At 66.0% G+C, this 12,747-nt stretch carries 7 protein-coding genes, 1 other RNA gene and 1 pseudogene; 2 read left to right on the forward strand and 7 right to left on the reverse strand.

Features of this window, described 5'->3' with window-relative positions; all coding sequences use genetic code 11:
- Positions 1-414: 414 nt before the first annotated feature.
- Entirely contained in the window at positions 415-1,596 is a 1,182-nt protein-coding gene (locus XalbCFBP2523_RS09395) for a benzoate/H(+) symporter BenE family transporter (RefSeq protein ID WP_045766549.1), read from the forward strand.
- A gap of 21 nt (positions 1,597-1,617) precedes the next feature.
- On the opposite strand, the gene bphP is transcribed toward XalbCFBP2523_RS09395, so the two are convergent.
- From bphP to XalbCFBP2523_RS09420, 4 genes and pseudogenes are all read right to left on the reverse strand, one after another.
- On the reverse strand, positions 1,618-3,528 hold the full coding sequence (gene bphP / locus XalbCFBP2523_RS09400; protein WP_012917591.1) for a bacteriophytochrome BphP: 1,911 nt from the start codon (positions 3,526-3,528) through the stop codon (positions 1,618-1,620).
- Positions 3,525-4,124 (reverse strand): biliverdin-producing heme oxygenase, encoded by a 600-nt coding sequence (locus tag XalbCFBP2523_RS09405; protein ID WP_045758665.1) that lies wholly within the window; start codon positions 4,122-4,124, stop codon positions 3,525-3,527. Before XalbCFBP2523_RS09405 ends, bphP begins: the two co-directional genes overlap by 4 nt.
- 215 nt (positions 4,125-4,339) lie before the next feature.
- Positions 4,340-6,579 (reverse strand): annotated as a pseudogene (locus tag XalbCFBP2523_RS17125) (lytic murein transglycosylase).
- Positions 6,580-6,663: 84 nt separating this feature from the next.
- Entirely contained in the window at positions 6,664-7,056 is a 393-nt protein-coding gene (locus tag XalbCFBP2523_RS09420; protein WP_045766896.1) for a YchJ family metal-binding protein, read from the reverse strand.
- A gap of 98 nt (positions 7,057-7,154) precedes the next feature.
- Between XalbCFBP2523_RS09420 and XalbCFBP2523_RS09425 the strand changes: the two genes are divergently transcribed.
- Entirely contained in the window at positions 7,155-7,928 is a 774-nt protein-coding gene (locus XalbCFBP2523_RS09425; protein WP_045757456.1) for a sulfite exporter TauE/SafE family protein, read from the forward strand.
- Positions 7,929-7,932: 4 nt separating this feature from the next.
- Here the strand turns inward: XalbCFBP2523_RS09425 and XalbCFBP2523_RS09430 are convergent.
- The 3 genes from XalbCFBP2523_RS09430 to XalbCFBP2523_RS09440 form a co-directional block, all read right to left on the reverse strand.
- A non-coding RNA gene (locus tag XalbCFBP2523_RS09430) (sX9 sRNA) lies at positions 7,933-8,008 on the reverse strand.
- Positions 8,009-8,103: 95 nt separating this feature from the next.
- Positions 8,104-9,282 carry a Wadjet anti-phage system protein JetD domain-containing protein gene (locus XalbCFBP2523_RS09435; protein ID WP_045766551.1) on the reverse strand — a complete coding sequence of 393 codons (1,179 nt, stop codon included), beginning with the start codon at positions 9,280-9,282 and terminating at the stop codon, positions 8,104-8,106.
- A 5-nt stretch (positions 9,283-9,287) separates the two neighbouring features.
- Entirely contained in the window at positions 9,288-12,737 is a 3,450-nt protein-coding gene (locus XalbCFBP2523_RS09440) for an ATP-binding protein (RefSeq protein WP_080928168.1), read from the reverse strand.
- Positions 12,738-12,747: the final 10 nt, after the last annotated feature.

Consider the following 12,747-nt stretch of genomic DNA (forward strand, 5'->3'; position numbering starts at 1 on the left):
TCCCTTTTTCGCCCCGACGTTTCCGTCGAAGTAAGCCGCCCATCATAGCGGACTTTTTCTTGCCGTCAACACCTCCGTTCGAGGTTGCTGACGCCGCTTCAGCCTAACCCCACGCAGGGCTTCCTCTGAAGCGAGCCGATCATCATAGCGGCTTTTTCCACACCGTCAATCCCTCTTAGTGAGGGTCCGACGTCACCCGCCTAGCTCTGCCACACCGAAGCCAGGCAGTTGCGAAGCGGGCCGCGCAGTCTAACGGGACGAGCAAAAAGGTCAACATTTTTCTGACAACCACGCACACACTGTATCCTGACGTTCAATCAATCCAATGCGCCATACCGACGACGCAAAGCGCTGCGCCTGTGGCACGCGATGCGGGCTTGGTGAAAGCGCTCATGCTCTTCCGCAAGGCCCCGCATGTCTGCTCCTGCCGTACGCGACGCTTGGCGCGACGCCTCTCTCTCCGCGCTGATCGCCGGCTTCGTCACGGTATTGGTCGGCTTTACCAGTTCAGCAGCGATCGTGTTCGAGGCCGCGCGTACTGTCGGCGCCTCGCAGGCGCAGATCGCCTCTTGGATGTTGGCGCTGGGGTTCGGCATTGCGGTGACCTGCATCGGGTTGTCGCTGCGCTACCGAATGCCGGTGGTGACCGCATGGTGTACGCCAGGCGCGGCGTTGCTCATTGGCAGCGGCGGCGGGTTGCCGTTGTCCGATGCGATTGGCGGCTTCGTGCTGGCAGCAGCACTGACGGCGGTGGCCGGATTTTCCGGATTGTTCGAACGGGCGCTGCGACGGATTCCACTGTCGCTGGCCTCGGCGATGTTGGCCGGCGTGCTGCTACGGTTCGGGCTGGATGTGTTCGTGGCCATGCAGCATCAACTCGGCATGGCGCTGACGATGTTCGCGGTATATCTGCTCGGACGCCGCGCGTTCCCACGCTATGCGGTGATCGCGACGCTGCTGGCCGGCATCGCGTTCGCCGCCGTTAATGGCGCACTGCACCTGGAGGCGGTGCAGTTGCGTCTGACGCGGCCGGCACTGGTGTGGCCGACGCTGTCCTGGCAGGCGCTGTTCGGTATCGCATTGCCGCTTTTCGTGGTGACGATGACCTCGCAGAACCTGCCGGGAGTGGCGGCGATTCGCGCATCCGGTTACGCCGTGCCGATCTCGCCGACGCTGGGCTGGATCGGCGTGATCAATGTACTGCTGGCGCCGTTCGGCGCCTTTGCGATGAATCTTGCGGCGATCACCGCGTCCATCTGTCTGGGCCGCGAGGCACAGGAGGATCCGCAGCGGCGCTACATGGCCGCCGTGGCCGCTGGGCTGTTCTATTTGCTGATCGGCGTCTTCGGCGCCACGGTCGCGGCGCTGTTCGCCGCGCTTCCCAGAGAGTTGGTCATGGCCATCGCCGGCATCGCGCTGCTGGGCACCATCGGCAATAGTCTGGCGTCGGCACTGAAGGAGGAGCGCGAACGCGAGCCAGCGCTGATCGCATTCCTGGTCACCGCATCCGGGCTGTCGTTATTCGGCATCGGCGCGGCGTTGTGGGGGCTGCTGGCCGGAGCAGGGTCAATGGCGCTGTGGCGACATAAGCGCTGAGCATGCGCCAACGCTTGCGACTCAGCGCGGGTCGCGCAGTTGCAGCAGCCAATGCGTGGGGATTCCGGAGGGATTGGGCAGCGGTTCGAAATCGAACTGGCGATGCACCGCGACGGCGCCATCCACGCGCAACGGCAAGGTGACATAGGCCGCACGTCCCTGCCGCAACAAGGTGGCGATGCGTTGCGTTTCCTCTGGCACGGCATCGCTGGCATAGAGCCGATCCAGCGCGCAGCCAATCAGTTCGGCGACCTCGCGCTGGTACAGCGAAGCGAAGGCATCGTTGACGAACACCAGACAACTGGGCTGTTGTTCGCTGCCACGTTCGACGATCGCCACCGGCTCGCGCAAGCGCGACAGCGAGGCTTCCAGCAACACGAAATCCTGCTGGAACCGCTTGCGCTCCATCAGTTCGATCAACACCCGCAAGCTGCGCGCCGATTCCAGGCTCAGTGGCGACCAGGGCTGTGCACGACCGCGCACGGTTTCCTGCCAGAGGTCGAAACTCTTGCGTGGCGACAGGCGCGAGTCGGGGATGTCCTGCAATTTGGCCAACTGGGGGTTACCGGCCCAGTTGACCGTGCGCACCTGCTCGCGGCGGGTCCATAGCAAGGCGCTGCGCGACTGCGGCATCAACGGCACGAAGATGAAACCGGCCGCGAGCGGGGCCAGATCAGCCAGCGCCGGAAAGGTCTGGCCGATCTGATCTGTGTGTAGCGCGCCGACGGCATCGTGGCGCAAGGCTTCATGGTGGGTATCCTCGATCTGTTCGCGGATGCGCGCCAGATCCTCGATCGCCGGCATCATGCCGTGGCGGGTAACGTGATCCCCGTGGAAAACCGCCACGCCATCGGCATCCACCACGTCGAGCAGGTCCGAGGCCATCTCATCGAGCATGCTGGCGGTCAGCATCTCGGCGTCGTTGAAGTTGGTAATCAGTTTTTCCCGCAAGGTCAGCAGCATCGACTCGGTGCGCGCACGCGCCACTGCGGTCAGCGCACCGATCCGACCGGCCAGCGCGCGGCTGACCGCATCGGCGACGTCGCGCATCTCGTGATTGCAGAAATACGGGCGATAGTGATGGCAAGCCACCAGCCCCCATAGCGCATCGTTGACCACGATCGAGGTGACCAAGGTGGCGGTGACGCCCATGTTGGCCAGGTATTCCAGATGCACCGGCGAGACACTGCGCAGGCTCACGTCGCTCAGGTCCAGCGGCGCGTGCAAACGCGGGTGCAAGGTAGGCTGGATCGGCGACGGCATATAGCCGACGTCGACGATCTGGCGCACGCGGTTGCGCAGATACAGCGCACGCGCCTGGGCTGGGATATCGGTGGCCGGGTAGTGCAGGCCGAGGTACGGCTCCAGCTCCGCCGCACGCGCCTCGGCAACGACATCGCCATTCCACTCTTCATCGAAGCGGTAGATCATCACCCTGTCGTAGCCGATCAGCGCACGCAGGCTCTTGGCGGCGCGCTGGCAGGCATCTTCGATGTTGGTGTCGGACTCGAGCCGCCGCAGCACCGGCAACGCCTCGCGCAAGGTGGCATCGGCCAGCGGCGCATCGCGCAGTTCCAGTTCCAGCAGCCATTGCTCTGGATACAGATGCCAGGCGCCAACCCAGCGTTGTGCCGACATCGCGGTGTCGTGCCGAAAGGCGATGTCGACATACGCGAGGTGACTGGGCTCGGTCGCGTCAGGCAGCAACCGCGTACGCGGATCCTCAACCGCGAGAATGCTGTCGTAGCGCTGCCTCAGTAGTTCCTCCAGCGGCTGGCCGAATAGATCGGCGGCAGTGGCGCTGGCCTGCACGATGCAACCATCGCTGGGTTCGATCACCAACAACACGCCATACGGCTGCACCGACCCGGGGATATGGATCGGCTCACGCGCACACGCGTCCATATCCAGAGGCGCGATGGAATCACTCATGCGGCAGTCTCCAGGGCAAGATGGGTATGGAAATGCGCGAACATGGTCCGCGCGCCGTCGATCGCGGCCTGTCGCCGTGCCGGGGTGGTCAGGGCCTGTTCGAGGCGCTGCTGAAAATGTCGCCAAGCATCCGGATCGGCGTTGCCCAGTTCGAAATAGCGCAACGCCGATGCGGATTCGGCCAGACGCGCGCGCAATTGCCGGGCAATCACTCGCCCCCCCAGCCGCGAGCCCTCGACGACATAAAGCATGCCCCAGCCGCTACCGGCAGCATGCGCGGGTGGTGCCGGCAGTAACGCCGGCGGTGGCACCTGCAATACAAGCAGATCCTGGACCAACAGTGGAATGCGCGGCTGGTAGCGCCATCGAGCATCGCCGCAATCGCGCAGCCAGGCCGCCTCGCGCTGCTCCCAACCGGCCAACACGGCATGGTGGCGACGCAACAGCTGCGCGTAATCGCACAACGACAAGGTGCCACTCATCAAAGCTCGCATCGTCGGCAAGCGTTCGACGGCCTCGTGCTGCGATGCGGTGGCCTCGCGCAGCAAACGCGATGCGGTAAACGGCAGGACGGTTCCATCGGGAGGCGGCATCATGGAGGCGGCTGGCAGCAGCAGCACGATTGGCCGCGATGAAGAGAACACACAGCGTAGCAACGCCGATGGCACGCTGCCAGACAGGCAAGGCGTGGCCGCCGACACAAGCTGAGCGGTTCATGCCATGCGCGATATGCGAACGGTTATAAGACCACTATAAGACCACCCACGGGCGGCGTAAGACACACCGCAGACACCGACCAGCACCCGCCGCCTCAGAGTGGCGCGACCGCGATTGTCTGCTGCAGCACGTGGCGGGCGCCCGGTGCCAGTTCGATCACCTCCGGTCCGGCGTTGGCCGGCTCCAGGCACACGAACTGGCGCCAGTGGGATCCCACGTCGACCATCGCGTGGGCCCCGGCTTCGCCCGGATTCCACGCCACCAGGGTGCGGCTGCCGCTGGTAGCGAGATGAATCCGACGCTGCAGGCCCGGATCGAGCAGGGTGTAGCGGCCGCCGGCATCGATGTAGATGCGGTCGCTACGGCCTGGATCGCGCGGATCCTGCAAGGTCCAATCGCCCTGCTGCCGATGCATGCTGGCGTAGCCGTCGAACTTGTCCAGGTAGTCGAGCCCGTCCAAGCCCTGCACTCGCACCTGGGTGGCGTCGGCGACCCGAAAATAATTGTGCAGGGCTTGGGTGATGCGTGCCGTGACACTGCCGATGTTGTCGGTAATGAGGTGCTGCTCCAACGTGGCGCCGATGCGCAGGTGCAGACGCAAGCGCAATGACAGCGCGTCGACGTCTAGCGGTACCAAGGTCAAGACCAGGCTACCGTCGACCTCTCGCTGCGCCTCCTGCCACTGCCACTGCACCGTGCGCACGACACCGTGCGCGGGTACGGCGTCGGTCTGACCTTGGCGACCGAAATACGGCCAGCACACCGGCGTGCCACCGCGGATCGGGGTCGGCGTCGGCTGCGCACTCGGCGACAACCACAGGACATCGGTGCCGCCCTTGGGTACGAACGAAAGAACCTGACCGCCGAACAGGCTGATCGCAGCGGTGGACTGCGCCGTGTCCACCAGCAACGAAGGATAGCCGTGGAAATCGCCTACGCTCAAACCGGGGACGTCGGACATGGGCTACATGCTCCGTGGCGCGCTGATGTGGACATAACCATGCTAGCGAACGGGCGACGGAGCGCCGTGGTCGCTTTGCCGACGGATGGCGATGACGCATGTGCGGGTGCGGGTGCGGGTGCGGAAGGCACTTTGGCAGGCGTCGCGGGTGCCTCACGGCGCAACGCGTCGAGGATGCGCTGCCCGGCGCGGCCATCGACCGGCTGCAAGCCCAACCGATGCTGCTCAGCCTGGATGGCACGGCGGGTGGCGGTGCCGATCATGCCATCGGCCTGGCCGATCGCATACCCGCGCGCCAATAGCAAGGTCTGTAGTTCGCGCCGCTCCGCGCGGCCCAGTCCGGGATCGTCGGTCGGCCAGGCGGCGACCAGCCCGGGCTTGCCGCGCAGGCGGTCGGACAACAACGCAATGGCCAGCGCATAACTTTCAGCGGCGTTGTAGGCATAGATGGCGTCGTAGTTACGGAACACCAGAAATGCGGGACCATCCACGCCGGCCGGCAGCAGCAGCGCGGCCGGGGTCTGCGTCGCCAGCGCAGGGAGGGCGCGGCCATCGGCGGCAGTCAGCCCGCGCGCGCGCCAGTCCGCCAGCGGCCGGCGTTGCGTGCGCCCGGCGAGTGCCGAATCGAAACCGTCCGGCAACTTCACCTCCAGCCCCCACGGCTGTCCGCTCTGCCAACCGGACAGCTTGAGGTAGTGCGCGGTCGAGGCCAGTGCGTCGGGAAGACTGGCGACCAGGTCGCGGCGACCATCGCCATCGCCGTCCACCGCGATACGCGCGTAGGTGCTGGGCATGAACTGGGTATGGCCGAAAGCGCCTGCCCAGGAGCCGGTCAGCCCTTCGGGCTTTAGATCGCCGGCTTGCAGCAGCTTCAACAACGCGAACAGTTCGCCGCGAAAGAACGGCTGACGGCGGCCGTTGCACGCCAAGGTCAACAGCGACACCAACAATGGACGTTTGCCCGTGCTGCAACCGTAATCGCTCTCCACGCCCCACACCGCGACCACCGTCTGCGCATCCACGCCGTATTGCTGCGCCACGTGCGCGAGCAGATCGCGGTGGGCGCTCAACATCCCACGACCATCGTCGATGCGTTGGGTATCGACCAAGCCGGCCAGATAATCCCAGATCGGCGTGGTGAACTCGGGTTGCGCATCAAGGAGCGGTAACACGCTCATGTCCGGTTGCAGGCCGGCGGTGAAGCGATCGAAAGCCGCTGCTGTCACCCCATTTTTGCCGGCGGCGGTGCGCAGGCCCGCGACGCAGGTGGCGAAGGTCGGGTCCACTGCCGATGCACTGGCGGACGCGGCGGACGGGGTTTGCGCGATGGCGCACGGCACCACGCACAGCAAGGCCCAAGCGAAACGCAGCATCGAAACTTCCTCGCCGACAACAGGCCGCACATCATAAACAACCGCATCGCACACGCCACTCACCCGGCGACGGCGACGCGACGCTCAATCCAGCGCATCAAGGTAGTACCAGCACCCGTCCTCGCGCACGAAGCGGCTGTGTTCGGTCATGCGCACCGCGCTGCCGCCGCCGATGCGATAGCGCGCCAGAAACGCGACCTCGGCACGCGCCTCGCCGGTGTTCACGACCCGCTGCACGGTAAGGCCGAGCCAAACGGTGCGCGGATCGATGTCCACCTGCGCCGGGCGCGTGGACGAATACCAACTGGCGCGCAGGTAATCGGCATCGCCGCGCACATACGCACTGTAGCGCGCGCGCATCAGCGACTCGGCATCCGGCGCGGCAGCACCCGCATGGTAGAGCCCGCAGCACTGCGCGTAATCGCGCGGGCGGCCGCAGGGACAGGGATCGGCAAGACGCGGGGCGGACCGGGACATCCGCAGATTGTGCCGGCTGCCGCGACGCGCTGCACGCGGCGAGCGCCATGGCGGCCGACCACGGCTATGCTGGCCGCCCCTTTGCACGGAGCCTTCGCGTGCTGGAATCGATTCCCACCGAACTACCGTGGCTGCTATGCATCGCTTTCAGCGCGGGACTGGTGGACGCGGCGGTGGGCGGTGGCGGCTTGATCCAGTTGCCGGGGCTGTTCGCGACCCTGCCACAGCAAGCCCCCGCCCTGCTGTTGGGGACCAACAAGTTCAGTTCGATGGCCGGCACCGGCGCGGCCACCTGGCGCTACACACGCCATGTGCGCTTGCCATGGCGACCAGTGCTGTATGCGACAGCGGCGGCGTTCGCGTTCTCTTTCCTCGGTGCCACTGCGGTCAGCCTGTTGCCGAAACAGGCCGTGCGACCGCTGATCCTGGTGCTGCTGATCGCGATGCTGGGATACACGCTGCTCAAGAAGGACTTCGGCGCCTTGCACCGGCCACGCCACATCGGTCGCCGCGAACTGGTGATCGCGCTGACGATGGGCGCGGCGATCGGTTTCTACGACGGTTTCTTCGGCCCGGGTACCGGCAGCTTCCTGATCTTCCTGTTCATCCGTTTCTTCGGCCTGGATTTCCTGCGCGCCTCGGCCGCAGCGAAGGTGGTCAATCTGGCGACCAACCTGGCCGCGCTGTGCTTCTTCTTACCCAGCGGGCAAGTGCTGCTGGCCGCGGCGCTACCGATGGCGGCGGCCAACGTGGCCGGCGCGATGACCGGCACGCGGCTGGCGCTGCGCGGCGGCACACCCCTGATCCGGCGATTGTTCCTGGTGTTGGTGGTGGTGCTGATCGGCAAGATGGGCTGGGATGTGCTGCACTAAGAGTGGCTAACAAAACGTCGCGAGTCTGTGTCGGATGGGCGTTGACAGCGCGCAGGAAACGCAATCTACAGGCAGTACATAAGGATTCCGAGCACTACCCGCGCCCGTCCGACAGAGACGCCGTAGTTTGGCCAGCTACTCTAAGGCACGCCGGTTCGGCGCACGCCTACGCGTTTTACTCGCCCAGCGCGGCACGGATGCGGGGCCACGCGTAGTTCCAGGCAATGCGCTCCTGCTCCAGGCGCGGCGCGGGACCGAAGCGACCGCTGCGCAGGCCGGTGTACAAGGTTTGCTCCGCCGCGCTCAGTGCGTCCAGCCGCTGCGCGCGATGCTGGCGGCGCTCGTGTCCCCACAGGTTGGACGGCGTATCACGCAACGTGGTTTCGTCCATCAGCAACGCGACCGTCTGCGGCGCGTGCCGGCGCAGGCGATGCAGGATCGCCAAGCCATGCGTGTCGATGTCGCCCCAGTAGTACAGCGGCAATGGTCGCAACCACTCGATGGCGCGCACGTAGTCCACGGCATAACCGCGCGCCATCAGCACCAGCGTGCCGGGCAGGTCCTCGCAAGCCAGGCCAGTCTCGCGGTTCTCCACGATCAACACCTGGCGTACCGGCAGTTGCAACGCGGCGACCTGGGCAATCGGCGCGTGCACGTCCTCCAGGCCGCCGAGCCGCGCGCGCAGTGCCGGATCGAGCAGGCGCAGGCGCACCCGGTCGGGTGCGCGGCGCAGTCCGGACAGACTGTCGAAGCTGCGCTGTTCGGCAATGCCACGCAGCCCGGCCAGCCAATCGGCGATAACTCCGCGGCGCGGCTCGATCCATTTACTGTCGATGCCGGCAATCGGCAACTGGCGCAGGAACAGGCCGTTGTCGGGATGTGCATGCAGCCAATCGACGACCGCGATCAAACGCGCGAAATCGCCCTCCGGCGCATCGGCGAGCAGATCGAACTGCCGGTGCACGCGCGCGGCAAGTCCCGTCGTCTGCGGCCAGCGTTGGGCCAGCACCGCGCAGCGCTGGCGCGCCTGCTGCCAACGCGCTCCTTCGCCGAGCGCGCTGGCGGCCTCGCTGGCATCGGCATGCCAAACCTGCGGCAAACGTTGCAGGCCCAGTTGCGACCATTTCACCTCGCCCCACTCCACCCGCCCCGGCAAGGCCGTGCCGCGCCATGCCTGCAGCCATTGCCCGAACGCGGCGAACCCAGCACTGGCCTGCGCCTGGGTCGGCACCCGTAACGCGATCGGCGCCGGGGTGGCGGCATCTATCAGCCAGGCACCACGGTGCAACCGCCACTGCGAGCGCAAGGCCGCCAGCGCGGCATCGGGAAGCAACATCGGCGCGGCGCGCGTCATCCGGATCAGGTCTTAGGTGATGCGTCAGCGGTGACGCGCCGGCGCGACGTGCTGCCCGTCGGCGCAGCGATTTCGACCAGCTCAGCCGCAGTCGGGTCTGCAGTGCGCGCACGTTCGGGCAGCTTCAATCGCTTGGCATCCTCGTCGTATTCGATCAGCAACACACCCGAATCATGACGGCCACTGATCTCCACGAAGCAGGCACCACCGATGAACGGTTCCAGCGTCATCACCGATTTCAACGGCGTGGCCACCACCATCTGGAAGCCGAAGTTCGCGAAGATATTCATCGCCAGCGCGGTGAATTCGTTGTCGGCCTTGTCGAACGCTTCGTCCAGCACCACTGCACAATAACGCGGCAGTTCGCCGTCCTCGCCGCCGAGCTGGTAGCGCAACGCCGCGGCCAAGCAGGTGGTGGCCAGCTTCTGCCGCTGGCCGCCGGATTTGCCGGCGCCGCTGCGATAAATCTCCACCTGCTGGCGGGTGGCGGCATCCAGTTCCACGCCGACGAACTCCACGTGCAGGCGCACGTCCAGCACCAGTTCCCGCCAGCGCTTGTCTTCGCCCTCCTGCGAACCGAGCCGGCGTACCAGCGCGCGCAGCACGGCGAACTGCTGCTCGGCCAGTGCGCGCTGTTCGGTCTGGTGATGACCGAGCACCTCGCGCAGGCATTGCTGGAATTCGATCACCTCGGGCAAACGGCGCTCGCTCAATTCGATGGTCAGCAAAGTGCCGCGATTGAACGGCACCTGTTCGAGACTGGCGTTGACTTCGTCCAGGCGCTGAGCGATAGACTTGCGCGCCTCGGCGGCATGCCGTTGCAACGCCAGCAAATTGTTTTTGCTTTGACTCTGCAACAGATCGAAGAAGCGCGCTTCGTGTTGCGGCAGACCATCGCGTTCCAGGCGCTGCAAGCGGGCGAGGAAGTCGTCGGCGCCGGAGAGGCTGACGCTGAAATCGCCACTGTCTTCCGGCCACTGCTGGCAGTAGCGGCGAAAGCAGCCTAGCAGCAACTGCTCCAACCGATGGTGTTCCTGCTGGCTGGTGCCGAGCTGGGCTTCGATACCGCGTTCCAGATTGCGGAACAGATCGGCCAGGTTGTCCAGGCTCAACGTGCCGAGCACCTCCAGGCGCTCGCCGAGGCCCTGGCGTTGCAGCGGCGTGAGGACGCGCGCGTCGGCATCGGCACATTCCAGGCGCTGCTTTTCCAGGCGCGCGCGCTCCTTGCCGAGCACCACCCGCTCGCTGCGGACATCTTGATAGGTGCGGTCGGCATGTTGGATGTCGGCGCGTGCGCGGTCGATCGCCTCGGCCAGGGCGCGCAGGTTGGCGTCGCCTTCGCGCAACTGGCGCAGCGCCTGCGCGATGTCGTCCAGTCGCTGCAAGGGCGCGGCCACATCGATCTCGTCCCAGCCCAGATTGGCCAGGGTGTGCTGCGCCAGACGCTGCATGCCCGCGCGTTCGCGGCGGGCGCGCAACGCCACCACGTCGACATCGCAGGCGGCGATGCGCGCGGCCAGTTCCTGGCCCTCGCGCTCGAACAAGGCCCGTTTGTCGCGGTTATCGAAGCCCAACAGCCAGCGCCGGCGGTCACCGATGGCATGGCGGTCGTCCTTTTCGTAACGCTCACCAGGATGTTTGATCTGGCCTTCGCGGGTCATGGCACGTTCGGCCTGCCGCAACGCCTTGGCGCTGTCCACGCAGTCGTAGTCAAAACGCTTGCCCAGTTCGCGGCGCAGCCAGCCAGCGAAAGCATGTTCGCGCAGTTCCAGCTTGTGCAGCAGCGACACCGACCCAGGCGCGCTGGCAGAGGACAGCGCCTGCGCGTTGTCGCGTACCCGGTAATAGACCAGGCGAATCCCCAAGTGCGTGCGGTTGACCCAATCGGCCACGTCCGCGTAGTGGCGCTCGTCCACCAACAACGATTGCGCGAAACCATGCAATACGCGCTCGATAGCACCGCGCCAGACGGCTTGGTCGGCACGTACCTGGATCAACTCGCCAACGAACGGCAGCGCCGCCTCCGGCACGCCGGTGTCGGCGCTCAGCCGCGCGCGCAGCGCCTGCATCGGTGCTGGAATGTTGGAGGGATTGCGCGTGAGCGTTTCGATTTCGGCGCGCACCTCGGCGAAGCGTTTTTCGTCCTCGGCCTTGCCGGCCATGCGCTGGAGGATCGCCTCGTCCAGTTCGGCGGCCGCACGCTGTCCATCCTCCAGCGCCGCGCGCGCCTGCGCGGCCTGCGCGGCGAAACCATGCGCACTGCCGGCCAACGCCTGCTCCAGCACACGACAGGCCTGTTCGGCGTGGGTCCGCTTGGCCGCGCGGCGGTCGCGCTCGGCCTCCACCTGGGCGTGTTCGCGCTCCAGCGCATCGATGCGTTCGCCACCTTGTGCGCGCCGCTGCGCTTCCAGATCGTCGAGGCGACGCTGGTGGTTCTCCAATGCGGCACGCCGCTGGCCTTCTTCGCCGGCCAGCCCACGATCCTGGGTGTCCAGCGCTTGCAACCGCGCATCCAGCAAGGCCAGGCGGCGCTGCTCGCGATAGGGATCCAAGCCGAGCTTGAGTTCCTCCAGCTCGCTGCGCTGACGGCGCAAGACCATCAACTCGGCATGATAGTCGCGCGCCGGGGCCAGGGTTTCGACTTGGCAGCGCGCGGTCACCACTGCCTGATGCGCGCCATCCAACTCGGCGAAATCGCCAAGCAGCCGTTCGGCGGCATCGAAGGTCTTGGGCTCTTCGAGCATGAAACCGCGCAGGAAGGCATTGAGATCGCCCAGGTTCTTCGCCGACTGGGTCTTGTGCAGCAAGCGCAGCGCCGTTTCGTTACCGATGCCAAGCTGGTGACGGAAACACTCGGCATAGCCGGCGAAGCTGTCGAAGTGATGCACGTCGGACAGGCGCTGCTTGAGCTTGCGCAGATCCAGGTCGAAGCCGGCCAGATCGGTGGCGATATCGAACGCGCGCTCGGCCACCATGTAGTGCTTGCGCACATCGCCGGCCGCAGCGCCGCTACCGGCGATCCAGAACAACCGCACCAGGCTGACCACGCGCTCTTCGCCGTCACGGTATTCCAGCACCAGCGCGGTCCAGGTGGCGCCCTTGCGTAGGTATTGGGTGGCGATTTCGCCGGAAGCGCTGTCTTGCTGGTCGGCCCAGGCACCGCGCACGTAGGACACCAGATTGCGGTCGCGGCCGCTGCGTTCGGCCTCGCGTGCGGCGGCGTTGAAATCGACGATGTTCGGCGGCGTCAGCAATGCCGACATCGCGTCCAGCAAGGTGGATTTACCAGAACCGGAACGGCCGACGAACAAGAAACCGCGCGCAGCGATCGGCACCTCGGTCAGGCCAGAAAACGTGCCCCAGTTATAGACCTGCAGGCGCCGCATACGGAACTGTTGCAGACGCGGATCGGGCAGATCGCCGGCAAACAAGCTGGAAGACGCGGAAGATTTCATCGGCACAGCC

It is taken from the genome of Xanthomonas albilineans, assembly GCF_002939705.1.
GTDB classification, from domain to species: domain Bacteria; phylum Pseudomonadota; class Gammaproteobacteria; order Xanthomonadales; family Xanthomonadaceae; genus Xanthomonas_A; species Xanthomonas_A albilineans.

Coding starts and splice junctions, on each gene's coding strand:
- XalbCFBP2523_RS09395 (WP_045766549.1), top strand. CDS start 415: ATGTCTGCTCCTGCCGTACGCGACGCTTGGCGCGACGCCTCTCTCTCC.
- bphP (WP_012917591.1), bottom strand. CDS start 3,528: ATGAGTGATTCCATCGCGCCTCTGGATATGGACGCGTGTGCGCGTGAG.
- XalbCFBP2523_RS09405 (WP_045758665.1), bottom strand. CDS start 4,124: ATGATGCCGCCTCCCGATGGAACCGTCCTGCCGTTTACCGCATCGCGT.
- XalbCFBP2523_RS09420 (WP_045766896.1), bottom strand. CDS start 7,056: ATGTCCCGGTCCGCCCCGCGTCTTGCCGATCCCTGTCCCTGCGGCCGC.
- XalbCFBP2523_RS09435 (WP_045766551.1), bottom strand. CDS start 9,282: ATGACGCGCGCCGCGCCGATGTTGCTTCCCGATGCCGCGCTGGCGGCC.
- XalbCFBP2523_RS09440 (WP_080928168.1), bottom strand. CDS start 12,737: ATGAAATCTTCCGCGTCTTCCAGCTTGTTTGCCGGCGATCTGCCCGAT.